Raw genomic sequence first — 17,891 nt, 5'->3', positions numbered from 1 at the left:
GCCTAGCCTACTCAGCACCAGATTATGTTAAAGAACATATTCTGGGGGCCTGCTATATCTCGCGGACGGAGGCCAGAAACCATGCCCTATAGCCCGGACCACAAAGCTCGCACGCGCAGCCGCATCATTGAATCCGCGCGCCGCCTGTTCAACCACCATGGGTTTGAGCAGGTCACCATCGACCAGATCATGTCGGCGGCCGGTCTTACGCGCGGCGCCTTCTATCACCACTTCGACAGCAAGGACGAGCTTTACGCGGCGGCCGTGGCGAGTTTCGTCACATGCAATCCGTTTGCCGTAAAGACAGCCAACGCAACAAGCAGGATCGATGATCCACGCCGACTCGCGCGCATGCTGGTGGATCTCTATCTCAGCGACGAAGTGCTGGAGGACATCGACATGCATTGCCCGCTTTACGCCCTGCCTTCCGACGTCGCTCGTGCCGGCCTGGCACCGCAGCAGGCGTATACCGACCTGATTCGCGGCATGAGTCATGTCTATCGCTCGGCGTTGAACGGCGTGCGCGATGCTGATCGCCGTGCCGAGACGATGGTGTCGCTGTGCGTGGGCGGCATGGTGCTTGCCCGCACTACGAATGATCCCGTCCTGCGCAAATCGCTGCGAGCATCGGCCAAGCACCAGGCGTTGGCATTGTTGAAGGTGTAATGCGTGGATCGCTCCACGCATTTGTCTTAGACACTTACGGGCGCTTGTCTGGGCCTTGCACCCATGATCACGAGCCACAGCATGAACGCGAGTTCGCCAAGCTGCAGGGGGAAAGCGACCTTGCTGACGAAATCCTCCCAGGGCGGCATCAACAGGCCCGTGAGGCTCAAGGCCAGGTAAGCAAATCCGTTGAGGATCAACCACACGCCCAGAAAGCGCGGAAGGAATCGCGAGCGAATCACGAGGGCCGCCAGGGGAAACAGCCACAGTCCCCAGAAGATTTCCGCACAGAGGATCATCTGGCCGTGCATCTTGATGAACAGCATGACTAGCGCGTCGCGCTGGGGCTGTTCGAACGCGGAAAGGAAGTCGGCGCCACGCACGATGATCAGCGCCGCCGCATCGTTCAGCACATTGAAGAAATACAGTGGCGTGTCCATGAATCCGAGGGCCAGCATCAGCACCGCGCCGGTCTTGTTGACGTCCCTGAAGAGCCGGTAGAGCGCCAGTGTCATGAAGAGGCTGATGGTGCCGGCAAACAGGTCGCTGACGATGGCCAGGCGAAACAGCGATTCGTGCGCTGCGATATGGGCCGCCGTCGCTGCTGGGTCGTTGTGGACGAACAATGCGCTGGGAATGTAGACGAGGCGAAAGGGCGCGGCGATGGTCAACAACAGATAGAGAAACCCTGCGATTCTTGCGTTTCTGCTGATCGAGTTCATGCGCCGCCCCTTTTCCTTAGGATATGGCGTGGCCGTCAAAACCCCGCCCGTTCACCGGCTTGCCCTGTGCAAGCACCCACATGCCAATGTTTGCAGCCCGGCATGCGCCCCAGCCCATCATGCCCCACGCGCGCCTGGTTTCGGCGGGCCAGAAGCAGTCCCATGCCGGGGGTCATGATCGGCGGCCGATGCCTTTCCAGGGCGCACGTTCCGGCCTCGGTTTGCTCGCTTCGCGGGCGGCCATTAGAATTTCGTTTGTTCGGGTGTCCCGGCGCATGTCTGCGTCGGGATGAAACGGGAAGCCGGTGAGCTGCAAGCAAGTCCGGCGCTGCCCCCGCAACGGTAAGCGAGTGAATCCACCAGAGGGCGAGATGCCACTGTGCGAAGGCACGGGAAGGCGTCCGATGGTGCATGCGGTGAATGCATGCCGCTCGCAAGCCCGGAGACCGGCCCGACAACGTTACGCGCGGCTCGCGGTGGGCGAGACCGGACGTCGTGCTTTGGCCGTGTGCCTGCCGCCGTTCCCTTTTCCCACGTGTTGCCGCAGCCCACTCACCAAGGGCCGCGCGAGGGTGCGCACCCGAAGGAACACGCATGAAGAAGACCTTGCTGGCAGCCGCGCTGCTTTCGTCCACGATGGCCGCCCAGGCGGCCGAATCGAACCAGGCGCCGTCGCTGTCATCGGTGATCGTCACTGCCACACGCACCTCGATCACCACCGACGAGGCGCTGTCGTCGGTCAGCGTGATCACGCGCGCCGATATCGAGCGCCTGCAGCCGGCCTCGGTGCACGACCTGCTGGTGGGCTTGCCGGGTGTGTCCTTCACGCAGGCAGGCGGGCTAGGCGAGCAAAGCTCGCTGTTCCTGCGTGGCACCAACTCCACGCATGTGCTGGTGCTGATCGACGGCATCCGCATTGGCGCCGTGGGCGCGGGCCTGCCGGCGTTCGAGCAAATTCCGGTGGACCAGATCGAGCGCATCGAGATCGTGCGCGGTCCACGCTCAAGCCTGTATGGCGCCGACGCCATTGGCGGCGTGATCCAGATCTTCACACGCCACGGTGCGCGAGACGGAAAGCTCGATCCGTCGCTGAGCGTGTCGGCCGGCAGCCGCAGCTATATGGACGGCCATGCTGGCCTTTCCGGTGGCGATTCGCATGCGTGGTTCAACGCGGGCCTGGGTGGTCAGTACACCAGCGGCATCAACAGTTGCCGCGTGGGTGCGGCCGAACTGGGCGTGGGCTGCTTCGCCGACGAGCCGGACCACGACGCCTACCGCAACTGGAACGGCATGGCCAACGGCGGCTATCGCTGGGACAACGGTACGGAACTGGCCGCCACCTGGCTGCGCAGCAAGAGCTTCGTCGAATACGACGGCAGCCCCTATGGCGGCAACCAGGCGGTAAACCAGCAGGAAGTTGCGGGTGCGCGCCTGAGTTTCACGCCGCTGGATGCGTGGAAAGTCACGCTCAACGCCGGCCAGAGCCGCGACGATTCGGCCACTTATTACCAGGGTACGTACAACGACACCTTCTTCGGCGTCACCACGTACTACCCGCGCACGCCGGTGGGCTTCGCCTACGGGCGGCGCAACCAGGCGTCGTGGCAGAACGACATCACGCTGGACACCAACCAGCTGCTCACGGCAGGCGTGGACTACCAGCAGGAACACATCGACAGCGACACCGGCTATCTGAAAAGCACGCGCCAGGACACTGGTGTGTACGCGCAATACATGGGCACGTTCGGCCGCAACGAGGTGCAGCTGTCCGCACGTCACGACCACAACGACCAGTTCGGCAACCACAACACCGGTTCAGCGGCGTGGGGTTATGCGTTCGATGACGGCCTGCGCCTGTCGGCCAGCTACGGCACGGCGTTCCACGCGCCGACGTTCAACGACATTTACTACCCGTTCGGCCTGGGCAACCCCAACCTCAAGCCGGAGAAGTCCAATTCCGGCGAACTGGGCCTGAGCCAGAAGCAGGGCAGCTGGAACTGGGCGGTGAACGTCTACCAGACGCAGATCGACCAGTTGATCGCGCTGGACGAGAACTTCGTGCCGCAGAACATCAGCAAGGCGCGCATCCGCGGCGTGGAAGGTCAGCTCGGCGTCAATCTCGACGGCTGGCAGCTGCAGGGTTACGCCACCCTGATGCAACCGAAGAACCGCGAAGGCGTGTACGACGGCAACCTGCTGCCGCGGCGCCCCGAGCAGACGGCGCGCGTGGATGTGGATCGCCAGTTCGATGCGTTCGGCGTGGGCGCCACCTTCTTCGCCTCCGGCAAGGCATACGACGACCTCGCCAACCAGCACCGCCTCGGCGGCTATGCCACCACCGACCTGCGCGCCAGCTACGCGTTCCTGCCCGGCTGGCGCATCGAGGCGAAACTGGCCAATGCGTTCGACCGCAATTACGAGACGGCGTATTACTTCAACCAGCCGGGTCGGACGTGGTTCCTGACGTTGCGGTATAGCCCGGCGATGCGCTGAGGAATATCGTCAGACGAATCTTTATTCCTCCTCAAAGCCTCCTATCCGTCATCCCCGCGAAAGCGAGGATGACGACCGAGGGAATGGGGATGACGATCGGGAGAATGGGGGTGACGATTGACGGGAATGGGGATGACGATAGGGAAGATTATGGAATCACCCACTAACGGCACATTCGCCATCGCAAGTTTGCGAGCATAAAGGCCTTCGAGACGGCTCGCCCTCGGTGCGCCTCGTGTCCCATGGCGCGACGGGTGCGCGCCAATTTCAACGGAGCAGAAGCGCGTGAACCTGTTCGCGCCATTCATACGTCGCCCGATCGGCACCTCAGTGCTGGCGATAGGCCTCGCGCTGGCAGGCCTGTGGGCGTACCTGTTGCTTGGCGTGGCGGCGCTGCCGTCGCTCGAATTCCCCGGCATGGTGGTGTACGTCGAAGTGCCCGGTGCCAACGCGCAGACCATGGCCTCGACCGTGGCCGCGCCGCTGGAGCGCCACCTGGGTCGCATCCCCGGCATCAAGGAGATGCACTCGGAGAGTAACGACGGCTCCACCAACATCCGCATCCTGTTCAACTTCGGCAACAACACCGACAAGCTGGCTCGCGATGTGCAGGCCGCGATCAACGCCAGCATGGTCGATCTGCCGACGAACATGCCGGTGCCGCCGCGCTACTTCAAGTTCAACACGGCGAACATCCCGGTACTGTTGCTTTCACTCACGTCTCGCACGTTGCCACCGGACAAGCTGTTCGACGTGGCCGACACGCTGATTAACCCGGCCCTTGCGCAGATCCCCGGGGTGGCGCAGGTGCGGGTGATCGGCGGACGGCCAAAAGCGGTGCGCGTGGAGCTGAACACTGCCGCGCTTGCCGCCAAGGGACTGACTGCCAACGACGTGGCCAATGCGTTGCGCGCGGCCAACGTGACCTCGCCGCAGGGCACGCTGAGCGATGGCCACACGCAGATGACGGTGTCGGCCAACGACTCGCTGCATGATCCCGCGGAGTTCGCCAGCCTGCTGATTGCCTCGCACAACGGCGCGCCGGTGCGGTTGTCCGACGTGGCGAAAGTGACCAGCGGTCAACAGGACGAGTACCAGGCGGCCTGGTTCAACAACCAGCGTTCGGTGGCCATCCGCATCAGCAAGCGCCCGGAGGCCAACGCAGTAGCAACGGCCGATGCGATACGCGCCAAGCTGCCGCAAATGCGCGCGTGGCTGCCAGCGGATCTGCAGATCACACCGATCTTCGACCTTACCCAAACCACCAAGTCCGCACTGCACGAGGTGCAGGTGGCGCTGATGCTCAGCGTGGTGATGGTGGCGGCGGTGATGCTGGTATTCCTGCGTCGCATCGGTCCCACGCTGATCGCCATGCTCAGCGTGCCGCTGTCGCTGGCTGGCGCCTTTGTGGTGATGTGGTCGCTGGGCTACACGCTCAACACGCTGTCGCTGGTGGCATTGGTGTTGTGCATCGGTTTCGTGGTGGACGATGCCATTGTGGTGATCGAGAACATCGTGCGCCACATGGAGAACGGCACGCCGCCGCTGGAAGCCTCGTTGACCGGCGTGAAAGAGATCGGCTTTACGGTGGTGTCGATCACGCTATCGCTGATCGCGGTGTTTGCGCCATTGCTGTTCGGCAACAACCAGTTCACGACGCTGCTGCGCGAATTCTCGGTGACGCTGACCGCTGCCGTGGTGATCTCGGCAATCATCTCGCTGTCGCTCACGCCTGCCCTATGCGGCCGCTACCTGACCCTGGAACACACGGACACGCGCGAGCCGAACCGTTTGCAGCGTGCGCTGGAGCGTTTCGATCGCGGGTTGCTGCACATCTACCAGCGCGCGCTGGACTGGGCCATGCGCCATCGGCGACTGATGCGCTGGCAGCCGATCATCCTGCTCACGCTCACTTTCGCCATGGCCACGCTGGTGGTGAAGCTGTTCGGCTTCAACTTCATGCCGCCAGAAGACATCGGCATGATTCAGGGCGATGTGCGCGCGGATGCCAACATTTCGCCCACGCTGATGGCCGAACGCGCCAAGCGCGCAGCGGCGATCATGAAGGCAGACCCTGCGGTGCTGGATGTCACCACCTTCCTCGGCAGCGATCGCGCCGGTGGCGCCGTGGGCAACGAGGCCACCATGTTCGTGGATCTCAAGCCACGCGGACATGGCCCTGGCGAGCGCCCGGAACCGATCAAGGAAGTGATTGCGCGACTCAACAAGGCCTACGAAAAATTGCCGGAACTGCGCGTCTCGATGAATGCCATCGGCTTCTTCAATGACAACAACGACAGCGACCGCGGCAGCCAGAGCTATGAACTGATCAGCAGCAGCAACATCGACCTGCAGCCGTGGGCGCTGGAGGTTACCCGGCTGATGCGCAAGCACAAGGAGTTCCGCGACGTCAGCAGCGACTACGACGATGTCGACAAACAACAGATGCTGTTGGTAGACCGCGCTGCAGCGGGTCGGCTGCACCTGAGCATGGGGCTGGTCGATTCGGCGCTGTACAACGCCTTCGGACAGCGCCAGGTGTCGATCATCTATTCGGACATCAACCAGTACTGGGTGGTGTTGACCTCGTCCGGGGAACGCTCGCTGAGCCCCGACACCCTGCTCAACACCTATGTGCGCGGCGACACGGGCAACATGGTGCCGCTATCGGCGGTGGCGCATATCGCACCGCATGTGACGCCCTCGTTCGTGATCCACACCAACCAGCTGGAAGCGGCGAAGATCTACTACAACATCGATCCGGACTTTCCGCAGGACAAGGCAACGGCGCTGATCGAGCAGATCGTTGCGGACGCACGCTTGCCGGCCGGCGTGCAGCTGGGCTATTCCGGAAGCGCGCAGAACCTGCAGGAAACCCGCTCCAACGCGAATGTGCTGCTGATCGGCTCGATCCTGGCGATGTACATCGTGCTGGGTATTCTCTACGAGAGCCTGGGCCACCCGCTGACCATCCTCTCCACGCTGCCCGCCGCCGGCGCGGGTGCGTTCCTGGCGATGCTGGCTACGGGCACGTCGTTGTCGCTGATGGCGATCATCGCGATCCTGATGCTGATTGGCATCGTGAAGAAAAACGCGATTTTGATGGTGGATTTCGCGCTGGTGGCGCAACGCGAACACGGGTTGTCACCACCCGATGCCATCCGTGAGGCCGCGCTGGTGCGCTTTCGTCCCATCACCATGACGACGTTGGTGGCGATGGGCGCGGCGCTGCCGCTGGCAATCGGCTTTGGCGTGGGCTCGGAGTTGCGCCAGCCGCTGGGCGTGGCGATTGTGGGCGGCCTGCTCGTCTCGCAGCTTTTGACACTGCTGAGCACGCCGGCCATTTATCTGTGGAATTACGACCGGAAGGTGCACAAGGAGGCGCGTCGTGCGAAACGCGCGGCCAAGCGGGCGTTGAAGGCGCAGACGGCGTAGCAGCGCTACTTCCTCTCCCCTCGGGGGAGAGGACTGAGGTGAGGGGGCGGGTGCTCGCGGGAAGGCCTCATCGCGGCGCGCTTTTGATGAAGGGTTCCCGCAAGATTGACCCCTCACCCCAGAGGGGAGATGGAGCAAACTACCCTTTTTCGCCCCCTGCCTTTCGGCACGGACCGACTTCAGGCACATTCGCAACACCTGCCTCTGCAGGCATAAGTCGTGACATGACTGCGCCTTTCGCCCGCCTTGCGCGTGAACGAGCGCCTCTGCCGCTGGTCTGCCTATGCGGCGGGTGCATGCAGTCCTATACCGGTATGGAAACCTGAGTGAACATCTTCGCCCCCCTCATCCGCCGCCCCGTGGGCACCTCGCTGCTGGCGCTGGGCCTGTTGCTGGCCGGGTTGTTCGCCTATCGCCTGCTGGGCGTGGCCGCGCTGCCGTCGCTGGAGTTTCCCGGCGTGTACATCGTCGCGCAGCTGCCCGGCGCCAACGCGCAGACCATGGCGTCTACCGTGCTGGCGCCGCTGGAGCGCCACCTGGCTCGCATTCCCGGCATCGACGATATGTACGGCAATGCCGCCGAAGGCACCGCGTCGATCCAGATCCGCTTCACCTTCGACCGTACGGCGGACAAGGCTGCACGCGACGTGCAGGCGGCGATCAACGCGGCTCAGGCCGATTTGCCGGTGTTGCCCGCGCCGCCGCAGTACTTCAAGTTCGATACCTCGCAGATTCCGATCCTGCTGGTGTCGCTCACTTCCACCAGCCTGCCCCCAGACAAGCTCTACGACCTCACCGATACGCTGCTCAAACCCGCCGTGGCGCAAATCCCTGGCGTGGCGCAGGTGCAGGTGTTCGGCGGCACGCCGCACGCGGTGCGCGTGGAGCTGGACATCAATGCGCTGGCCGCCAAGGGCCTGACCGCCAACGACGTGCGCAATGCGCTGATCGCCGCCAACGTGACATCGCCGCAGGGCATCCTCACCGACGGCCAGACGCAGATGACGGTGACGGCCAACGACGGGCTGCGTGAGGCCAGCGATTTCGCCAACCTGCTGGTCGCCTCGCACAACGGCGCGCCGGTGCGGCTATCGGACGTGGCCAAGGTGACCAGCGGTCAGCAGGACATCTACCAGGGTGCGTGGTTCAACGACCAGACCACGGTGGCGATGCAGATCAGCAAGCGCGCCGAGGCGAACGCGGTCGAAACGGTGGATGAAATTCGCCGGCGCCTGCCCGAGTTTCGCCAATGGATGCCGGCGGACGTGCAGATCACGCCGATCTTCGATCTCACCACCACCACCAAGTCGGCGCTGCATGAAGTGCAGGTGGCGCTGATGATCAGCGTGGTGATGGTGGTGCTGGTGATGCTGGTGTTCCTGCGTCGCCTGCGACCCACCATGATCGCCACGCTCAGCGTGCCCCTGTCGCTGGCAGGCTCGTTTGTGGTGATGCTAGCGCTGGGCTACACGCTCAACACGCTGTCGCTGGTGGCGCTGGTGTTGTGCATTGGCTTTGTGGTGGACGACGCCATCGTGGTGATCGAGAACATCGTGCGCCACATGGAGAACGGCACGCCGCCACTACAGGCCGCGCTGATGGGCGTGCGCGAAATCGGCTTCACGGTGGTTTCGATCACGATGTCACTGGTGGCGGTGTTTGCGCCACTGCTGTTCGGCAACAACATGCTGATCATGTTGCTGCGCGAATTCTCGGTGACGCTGACGGTGGCGGTAGTGATCTCGGCCATCGTCTCGCTCACGCTCACGCCCGCGCTGTGCGGTCGCCTGCTCAAGCACGAAGAACCGGGCGAGCGTACGCAGGGCCGCATGGAGCTGGCGCTGGAACGCTTCGACAAGGGCCTCCATCGCGTCTACGAGCGTTCGCTTGACTGGGCCATGCACCATCGCCGAATCATGCGCTGGCAGCCACTGATTCTGCTGCTGGCCACCTTCGCGCTGGGCGCTGCGGTGGTGGCGACCGCTGGCGGCAACTTCATGCCGGAAGAAGACATCGGCATGATCCAGGGCGACATTCGCGCCGACGCCAACATCTCACCCACCATGATGGCCATCCAGGCGCAGCGCGCTGCCGCCATCATGAAAGCGGACCCCGCTGTGCTGGACGTGCTCACCACGCTGGGCCGCGACGACGGCGGCGGTGCGGTGGGCAACGCGGGCAGCTTGTTCGTGGACCTCAAGCCGCGCGGCAGCGGCCCCAATGACCGCCACGACAGCGCCAAGGTGGTGATGGAACGCCTGGCCAAGCAGTACGACGCACTGCCGGGCATCCGCGTATCGCTGAGCCTCGTGCAGTTCCTCGGCGGCGGCGGCAGCGGCGACAAGGGCGGCCAGTACGAGTTCCAGCTGATCGGCAGCAATGGCGAAGACCTGCAGCCGTGGACGCTGAAGATGGTGCAGCAGATGCGCAAGATGAAGGAGCTTCGCGACGTCGGCAGCAACTTCGACCTGGTAGGCAAACAGCAGATGTTGAAGGTGGACCGCGAGGCCGCCGGCCGCCTGCTGATAAGCATGGGTGCCGTGGACACCGCGCTGCTGAACTCGTTCGGCCAGCGCCAGGTGTCGGTGATCTATTCGGACATCAACCAGTATTGGGTGGTGCTGACCTCCAGCGCGGCGACGTCGCTTAGCCCAGGGGCGCTGCTCAATGTGCGTGTGCGAAATACGAAGGGCGAGATGATCCCGCTCTCGGCGATCTCGCATATCGAGCCGAACATGAGCCCGATGCGCGTCCGCCATCACAACCAGTTGGAAGCCTCGACCATCAGTTACAACCTGGCGAAGGATGTGACGCAGGACATCGGCGTGAAGCTGGTGGAGAACGCCGGCATCGCGGCGGGCCTGCCATCCGGCGTGCGGGTGGAGTGGACCGGCCAGAACCAGCGCCTTCAGCAAGCCAAGTCCAACGGCATGGTGCTGTTGATCGGCGCCATCATCGCCATGTACATCGTGCTGGGCATTCTCTACGAGAGCCTGGGCCATCCGCTAACCATCCTCTCCACGCTGCCTGCTGCTGGCATGGGTGCGTTCCTCGCAATGCTGGTGACGCAGACCCAGCTCACGCTGATGGCGATCATCGCGATCCTGATGCTGATTGGCATCGTGAAGAAGAACGCGATCCTGATGGTGGACTTCGCCCTCGTTGCACAACGCGAGCGCGGCTTGTCACCGCCGGATGCGATACGTGAGGCCGCGCTGGTGCGCTTCCGTCCCATCACCATGACGACGCTGGTGGCGATGGGCGCGGCGTTGCCGCTGGCGATTGGCTTCGGCGTGGGTTCGGAGATGCGCCAGCCGCTGGGCGTTGCGATCGTGGGCGGTTTGCTGGTGTCGCAGTTGTTGACGTTGCTGAGTACGCCGGCGATTTACCTGTGGAATTACGACCGCAAGATCCGCAAGGAGGCGCGTCGGGTGAAGCGGGCGGCCAAGCGGGAGCTGAAGGCGCAGACGGCGGCGGGGTGATCCCTCTTGCCTCCTCTCCGTTGGGGGAGAGGACTGAGGTGAGGGGTGGGTGCTTGCCTTGCCGTTTCATTTCTTCTGTGGGGCGCACTCTGTGCGTGATCGGTTCTTGCCTCGTGGTTGAGTGTTTTCGCCAGCTTGCCGCCTGCGCAGCGGGCGTTTCGACTGCCTGCCGGCAGCCGATTCACTTTTCTTTTGCTGGCCCAAAAGAAAAGTAACCCAAAGAAAATGGCCTGACGGGCTCTTAGCGAGATGGTGGATACGAGCGCTGGAGGTCTCTACCGGCCGGCTGCGATGCGTGTTACCTCAGGGATAGCCGCTACACCGCGAGGCGCCGTGGCGCAGAGGAGGCGCAGCGGTGCGTGACCTACAAGCCTTGGGGGTTCCTGCAGCTGGCTTGGTTGTGCGCTGCCTACGGCGAGCGGCTACACCGCGGGGCGGCGGGGTATTGAGGGCTTAAAGCGTGGGGTTTGTCTGTTGACTGAAACGTCTATGGGATGGGTGGCGGGCGTTCGCATCAAACCACCGTGTCGCAAGATTGGCCCCTCACCCCAACCCTCTCCCCGCAGGGGAGAGGGAGCCAAACCTACAGCGCCGCGCTGCTTTAAGTCCTCAGTACATCGACGCCCCGCGGTGTAGCCGCGCCGCCTAGGCAGAGCCGTTCGCTATTCGCCAGCCTCGAGCTGCAAAGCCTGTATGCCGCAGTTCGCTGCGCCCCCTCTGCGCCACGGCGCCTCGCGGTGTAGCGGCTACCTCTGAGGTAACACGCAACATAGCCGGCTAGCCAAGATCGACAAGGCTCCTATCCTCCATCTCGCTAAAAGCCCTTAAGGCCATTTTCTTTGGGTTACTTTTCTTTTGGGCCAGCAAAAGAAAAGTGACTCGGTCGCCGGCAGGCGATCGAAACGCCCGCCGCGTAGGCGGCACCCTTGCGAAAACACTCAACCCTGAGGCAAGAACCGATCGCGCACAGGATGTTCTCCCACAGAGGCGCGAGCAGCGCCAAGAGAGGATGCCCAAGCCAAAAGCTAATCCTTCGGACTCGTGCACGCCGCGTAGCGCACCCCTTCCACCTGCACTACATCATGCCCCTGCAAATTCACGCTCGCCGTGTAGTGCTCCGGCGAATCGAAATCCACCCGACCCCGCGCGCCGGGCGATAACAGACCGGGACAACTGAGCGACCACGCCAATGCCGTGCTGCTGCGATGCTGGCTGGTGCGCTCGCACTGGTCATGGCCCGGCACGGGGAGATCGGCGAATTCCGTCCACGGATCCGGCCCTTCATCCACGCAATGCCATTGCACCTTGGGCTGCCCCAGGTGGCCATGTTCCATGACGCGCGTGACGATCTTCCACAGACCCGGCATTGCCTGGAAATCGCCCGGATCGGCGCGGCTCGGTTCGCCCACCAATGCCGCCGCCAGCAGCACCAGCAGTGCGATGGTGCGTGACACCGCATGGCCGCGTTTGGCCTGCGATGGTTGGGAAAAGGCATTCATGATCGCAAAGGTTCCTGCCAGACGGACGGAAGACCCCGCCTGCTCACGCAAGCGGGGTCCGGTCTTTGGCTATTCCATCAGTCCTGTGTTTCAGCTGCTGCCACGTTCGCGTGACCATTTGGCCCGAAATCGAACATGTTCATCAGGTTGCCGATGGCCGGTGCGTTGAGCGGCACGTATGGGTTCTTCGGCAGCGACACCGGGTTGGGCAGGTTGTCGCGACTGCGCGAGGAAATGGTCTCGTGCAGGCCCCAGTTGGCTTCGACGAATTTGTCGAACGACACATGGTCGTAGTACGTGTGCACCACGTGGCCGCCTTCGGAGTAACGCGAGATCACCAGCATCGGGATGCGCGTGCCATCGCCGAAGAAATCGACCGGCTGGATATAGCCCGAGTCGTAGTAACCGCCGCCTTCGTCGAAGGTCACCATGATCACGGTGTCGGCCCATACCTTCGGGTTGGCCTTGGCCATGTCCACGATCTTCTTCACGTAGCCTTCGAAGAGATCAAGCTTGGACGAGGCCGGATGGCCGTCCAGAATGCCGTCCGGCTTGGCGATGGATACCGCCGGCAGCGTGTCGTTCTGGATGTCGTTGTACAGATCGTTGATGTCCTGGTTGTTCGCGCGCAGCTTGGGATCGGTCATCACCTGCGTGGAATACAGGAACGGGTTGCAGATGTTGCAGAACGTGCCTGCCTCACCGTTCTCCTTGCCATTGCCCCAGCCTTCGCCGTAGTACTTCCATGACACGTGGTGGCGCGACAGCAGCAGCGCGAGGTTGTCCTGGCGCGACGGCGGAATGGTGAACAGGTTGGCACCCAGCGGCGCCGGCGTGCCGTCACCGAGGTAACCCGGGTTGTAGTTGTTCACCAGGTAGTAGGCGTTGCGCTTGCAATCGGTGCCGTGGAACGTACGGTACGGCAGCGATTTCAGATAGTCCTTTACCGCGGCGACGCCCGGCTGCGTGTCGTCCGCACAGTTGACGTACGAACCGCCGCCGTAACCGTCCTGCACGTACCAGTTGTTGGTGCCCGGCTGCGTATCGGGGTTCTCGATCTGGTTGGACGGCGGCACGGCAGGGTTGCCATTGCCGTCGGCGTAATAGATCAGGTCGCCGTAGCCCAGCATGATGTGGTTGGCGCCCGTGCCACCCATCACCGACTGGTGGAAGTTGTCGCTGAGCGTGTACGTGCGCGCCAGTTCGGCGAAATAGGGTGCATCGCCCTGGGCCATGTTGAGGAACTGCATGGCGGTGGAGCCTTCGCCCGTAGTCTGCTCGTTGAAGTTGGCCGGCAGCGGCTTGCCGTTGGTGCCGGCGCCAATGCTGGTTTCCACCCACGGGAACAGGTCATTGCGGCAACCACTGGGGTTCTTTGCGGTGGCGGCGTGCACGTCGCAGTCGAGCTGCTGCCACATCTGGAAGAAACGGTGTACGGGACTGTTGGCGTAATCGTCATAGTTGAGCGAAGCATGCATGTCCACCGGTGCATTTGGCAGCTGCGCAGGGAAACGTGTGTCCACGACCCCGTTGGGCAGACCTGTGCCGCCGTTGGCCAGTTCGCCGTAAGCCGCATCGGGCAGACCCGGCTCCACAGCTTGTGCCTGCGCCGCCGAAGCGAAGGGCGCTTGCGTCGGTGCACCGCCAGTGTTCATGGCGGGCAGCAGCGGGTAGGCGCTGGTGCGTGTTGGCGCGAGCGCGAACTTGCCTGTGCTGCTGGCCTGCCACTGCTGGCTCGCGGCCACATTGGGGCCCGGCGTGCCGTCGGCATTGACGATGCCTTTGGACAAGAGGTTATCGACGCTCTCGCCCTTGGGCGGCGTGTACGTCGCATAGACGTGGTCAAAGGTGCGGTTTTCACCGATCAGCAGGATCACGTGCTTGATCGGCGTCTTGGTGCGATCGCTGTGGTCATCGCCATCGCCTGGCTTATGCAGCACGGTGACGCCTCCCGGTAGTCCCGAGCGATCACCGACGGCTGCGGCAGGAACCTTGTCTCGGAAATTGGCATCCTGATCGGTGGTGGTGTTCTGTGCGTTGACGACACCGGCCAGACCGGCGGCGAGTGTGCCAATGACAAACGGCAAGAGCCGCTTGCGAACATGCGTCATAGACATGACTTCGATCTCCTGCAGTCACCCAGTGTGGGCTGCAATCGAGTGGACCCCCTGATTTGGCCTGCGCGCTTGCGCAACGATGTGCTCAGGCCGGCGCGGAGTCTGGTCCGCGCGGATGACGCTTCCTTGGCACTTCTGCGACAGCCATGGCGCGGAAGATGACAATGCGGCGACGGCGCAAGTGCTTGCGCATCAGGAGAAAGTGCGAGGCTCGCAGTTTGTTGGAGCGGACCCGATGCGCGATTGCGATGCCGCGGTGTTTCCGCAAGAAATCACTTGTGCGAAAGTCCAAGCGATGTGGGAAAACCGCGCACTGCGTCGTGTATGGCATGTGACGGTCGCGCACAGGGTGCGCTCCTACAGAGGTGTCGTTACGCTGGAAGCAACTGGAAAGGCCGCATCATTTCGTTGTCTTCGTGCTCGAGCAGGTGGCAATGCCACACGTAACGGCCGGGCTCACCCTCGAAACGCGCGATGATGCGCGTGACCATGCCGGGGTCGGCGCGCACGGTGTCCTTCCAGCCCATCTCGTGCGGCGGCGGCGGTTGCGCGGGGCCGGTGTATTTGAGCGTCTTCGTCGCGTTCCAGACGAACAGGTCGAACGGCCGCCGCTCAAGTACCTGGAAACGCACCAGGTGCAGATGCATCGGGTGCACGTCGCCAGTGAGATTCACCAGGCTCCAGATTTCCACGCTGTTTTGTCGCGGGTTTTCGGTGATGGGCGCGGACCAATGCTTGCCACCAAGCATCATCATCATCGGATTGCCGCCGGCATCGTCCTGCTCGCCGAGGCTCAGCACGCGGTCGCGCACCGCGCTGGCTGGCGCGATGCGTTCGATGTCACGCAATGTCGCCGGCAACACGCTGGTATCAGGGCGGCCGCGATCGCGCACGCGAAATTCCAGGATCGCTTCCGATTGCTGGCGTAGCTGCACGCGCTTGCCATCCATGCCGGCGAAATCCACCACCACGTCCACACGCTCGGCGGGGTACAGCTCCACCCGTTGGCGCGGTAGCGGTGCGGCGAGCAAGCCCTGGTCACTGCCAATCTGATGGAACGGCTGGCCGCTGGACAGCGATAGCTCATAAAAGCGTGTGTTGGCGGCGTTGATCAAACGCAATCGATAGCGTCGCGGCTCGACCTCGAAGAACGGATAGAGCTTGCCGTTGCACAGGATCGCGTTGCCGTGGCATTCGGATACCCATGGCGCTTCTGGATCGTCAGACACCGGGTAATAGAGTTGTCCGTCCTTGGCGATCAGGCGGTCGCAAAGGATCAATGGCAGGTCGCATTCGTCGGCTGGCAGGCCTAGCGCGTGCTCCGCGGGCTCGCGCACGATGAACGCGCCAAGCAAGCCGGCGTAGATGTTCAGCCGCGTAATGCCCATGGCGTGGTCGTGGTACCACAGCGTGGCCGCGTCCTGTGCGTTGGGATAGTGATAGACGGCCGAACGTCCCGGCGCGAACCAGTCTTCCGGATAGCCATCGCTGCCGGCGGGAGCGCGCGCGCCATGCACGTGCGCGACCGTGCGCACTTCCGGCTTGCTGCGCTCGGCGCCGTGGATGTTGTGATCGATCGGCAGGAAGTGGTGATCGGGGAGGGCGTTGATCCACTCCACCAGCATCGGCTCGTTTCGGGTCGCTTCCAGCGTGGGCCCGGGAAACGAGGCGCCGTATCCCCACATGGGCGTGGGTGGCAGGTCGCGATGCAGCTGCGTGTTGAAGGCACGCATTTCCATCCGATAGATCGGCAGCTGTTGGCCCGGATAGGCCGGATGCGAACGTTGTCCGACGGCTTTTGCCACCGGCGGTATCGGCAACGCATCGACAAACCGCTCCAGCGTCACCGGATTGACCAGCGGTACCTTCGGCGCAGCGAGCTGTGGCATCGCCATGCGAGGCATGCCCGCATCCATCGACACAGGGGCCGCCCACGCCAGCAGGCCCAGGTCGGCAGCAGCAGCGACGCCGACCATATCCGCCAGGCCACGCAGGAAACGACGACGCGAAAGACTCACGCGATGACGCCCATGCCGGGCCGGCGTTGGAAAGTAGCGGCTGCCATGGCGTTACACGTTAAGAATCGCCGATGACAACCACGTGGCAGCTCAAGGTCCTACACGCCAAGCTCCAACCGGTCAGCCCGCGGCTTCGACCGGCTTGGGCGCGCCGATACTGCGTAGCGCCGGATTGGTCAGGCAGCTCAGGGCAATGGCCGTGAGAATCAAGCCGGCGCCGGCGAACAAGGTGGGCAGGCTGATGATCTTTAGCAGGGTACCCGCCAACGCAGCCGATACCGGCCCAAGGCCCATGAACGTGAACATCAGCAGGCTCATGGTGCGCCCCATCATTTCGCGCGATACACGCTGCTGGATCCAGCTGATGATGGCGATCTGGGCGATCCCCGCCAGCACGCCGGTGGCGGCCAGGAGGACAGCTCCGCTCCAGGTGCTGTGGACCCAGCCCAGCATGACCAGTCCCAGGCCGGCGACGCTGTCGATGCACAGCACCAACAGGCCGAGTCGACCCCGTATGAGCCGCGCGGCCAGCTTCGAGAGAAACCCTCCCACCACCATGCCGCCGCCATTGGCCGTCATCAGGATGCCCAGCGAGGCCGCGCCGAGGTCCAGCCGCGTGTCTGCCAGCACCGGCAGGCCCACCTGGATCGGGCCACCGACGAAGACCGTGACAGCGCCCACGTAGAGGATGAACGCGCGCAGCGGCACGTCGGCCCACACCTCACGAACGCCCTCGGCCACGGCCGCCAGCACGCTGCCCTGGGTACGCCGGGGATGATCGTCCGTATGGAGTCGGATCATCATCAGCGAGCCCAACGAGGCGAGGAAACTCACCGCATCGATGCCGAAGGCGAGGCCCAGGCCATGTGCATCCGCCGGACCACGGGCAGCGGCGGCGTGTGCTCCTGTGCCGATCACCAGGCCAGCCAGCAGCGGCCCTACGAACACACTCAATTGGCGCATGCCCATCATCAGTGCGTTGGCAGAGGCGAGTTGGGTGGGCTCCATCAATTGCGGGAGGATCGATGAGGACGCCGGATACGCAAAAGCCGTCGACAAGCCGATGCCCAGTGCAATCGCATAGACCATCGTCATGTTGATGCCGCCGATCCACACCAGCAGCGCCAACAGGCTTACCAGCAAAGCGTTGGCACCACGGGCACCGAGCAGCACCCGCCGTGGCGACATGCGATCCACTACGGCGCCACCGATCAACATGAAGATCGCCCGCGGCAGCGCCATGGCCGCCAGCACCAGGCCCAGTGCCGCCGGGTCACCGGTGAGCTTGAGCACCAGCCATGGCAGCGCCACCAGCGTGAACTGGTCGCCCAGCGCCGATACAGTGCTGCCGCCAAAGAGCAGTCGGAAATTACGATTGGCCAGTACCGAGCCTTGTGTCGCGGTTTGCATCAACGTGTCCTTACGCGGCGTACCGGAGACGGTTCGCCTTGATGATGGC

The 17,891-nt window shown here is 63.5% G+C and carries 9 protein-coding genes and 1 riboswitch; of the genes, 4 read left to right on the top strand and 5 right to left on the bottom strand.

Annotated features, from left to right (window positions below):
• The first annotated feature begins 81 nt into the window (after positions 1-81).
• Complete coding sequence (locus AC3CBN_RS05015) at positions 82-666, top strand: TetR/AcrR family transcriptional regulator (protein ID WP_488635724.1); 585 nt, start codon at positions 82-84, stop codon at positions 664-666.
• A 26-nt stretch (positions 667-692) separates the two neighbouring features.
• On the opposite strand, the gene AC3CBN_RS05010 is transcribed toward AC3CBN_RS05015, so the two are convergent.
• Entirely contained in the window at positions 693-1,388 is a 696-nt protein-coding gene (locus tag AC3CBN_RS05010) for a DUF4386 domain-containing protein (RefSeq protein WP_488635723.1), read from the bottom strand.
• A gap of 244 nt (positions 1,389-1,632) precedes the next feature.
• A riboswitch (cobalamin riboswitch) is annotated at positions 1,633-1,855 on the top strand.
• A 127-nt stretch (positions 1,856-1,982) separates the two neighbouring features.
• Here AC3CBN_RS05010 and btuB point away from each other — a divergent pair.
• From btuB to AC3CBN_RS04995, 3 genes are all read left to right on the top strand, one after another.
• Positions 1,983-3,881 (top strand): TonB-dependent vitamin B12 receptor, encoded by a 1,899-nt coding sequence (btuB, locus tag AC3CBN_RS05005; protein ID WP_488635722.1) that lies wholly within the window; start codon positions 1,983-1,985, stop codon positions 3,879-3,881.
• Positions 3,882-4,166: 285 nt separating this feature from the next.
• Positions 4,167-7,316: an efflux RND transporter permease subunit gene (locus AC3CBN_RS05000; RefSeq protein WP_488635721.1), complete on the top strand. Its 3,150-nt coding sequence runs from the start codon at positions 4,167-4,169 to the stop codon at positions 7,314-7,316.
• A gap of 326 nt (positions 7,317-7,642) precedes the next feature.
• A complete protein-coding gene (locus tag AC3CBN_RS04995; protein WP_488635720.1) occupies positions 7,643-10,798 on the top strand; it encodes an efflux RND transporter permease subunit in 3,156 nt (1,051 codons plus the stop codon).
• Positions 10,799-11,823: 1,025 nt separating this feature from the next.
• On the opposite strand, the gene AC3CBN_RS04990 is transcribed toward AC3CBN_RS04995, so the two are convergent.
• From AC3CBN_RS04990 to AC3CBN_RS04975, 4 genes are all read right to left on the bottom strand, one after another.
• Positions 11,824-12,297, bottom strand: a complete 474-nt coding sequence (locus tag AC3CBN_RS04990; RefSeq protein WP_488635719.1) for a DUF3617 domain-containing protein — start codon at positions 12,295-12,297, stop codon at positions 11,824-11,826.
• Between the two features lie 77 nt (positions 12,298-12,374).
• Positions 12,375-14,414: an alkaline phosphatase family protein gene (locus tag AC3CBN_RS04985; protein WP_488635718.1), complete on the bottom strand. Its 2,040-nt coding sequence runs from the start codon at positions 14,412-14,414 to the stop codon at positions 12,375-12,377.
• Positions 14,415-14,785: 371 nt separating this feature from the next.
• The gene (locus AC3CBN_RS04980; protein WP_488635717.1) at positions 14,786-16,432 is read right to left on the bottom strand and encodes a multicopper oxidase family protein; all 1,647 of its coding nucleotides are present in this window, start codon (positions 16,430-16,432) and stop codon (positions 14,786-14,788) included.
• A 120-nt stretch (positions 16,433-16,552) separates the two neighbouring features.
• On the bottom strand, positions 16,553-17,842 hold the full coding sequence (locus AC3CBN_RS04975; RefSeq protein WP_488635716.1) for an MFS transporter: 1,290 nt from the start codon (positions 17,840-17,842) through the stop codon (positions 16,553-16,555).
• Between the last annotated feature and the right edge of the window lie 49 nt (positions 17,843-17,891).

It is taken from the genome of Dyella sp. OK584 (genome assembly GCF_057787755.1).
This window is presented reverse-complemented; position numbering and strand designations above follow the sequence as displayed.

Coding starts and splice junctions, on each gene's coding strand:
- AC3CBN_RS04985 (WP_488635718.1), bottom strand. CDS start 14,414: ATGTCTATGACGCATGTTCGCAAGCGGCTCTTGCCGTTTGTCATTGGC.
- AC3CBN_RS04975 (WP_488635716.1), bottom strand. CDS start 17,842: ATGCAAACCGCGACACAAGGCTCGGTACTGGCCAATCGTAATTTCCGA.
- AC3CBN_RS05015 (WP_488635724.1), top strand. CDS start 82: ATGCCCTATAGCCCGGACCACAAAGCTCGCACGCGCAGCCGCATCATT.
- AC3CBN_RS05010 (WP_488635723.1), bottom strand. CDS start 1,388: ATGAACTCGATCAGCAGAAACGCAAGAATCGCAGGGTTTCTCTATCTG.
- AC3CBN_RS04990 (WP_488635719.1), bottom strand. CDS start 12,297: ATGAATGCCTTTTCCCAACCATCGCAGGCCAAACGCGGCCATGCGGTG.
- btuB (WP_488635722.1), top strand. CDS start 1,983: ATGAAGAAGACCTTGCTGGCAGCCGCGCTGCTTTCGTCCACGATGGCC.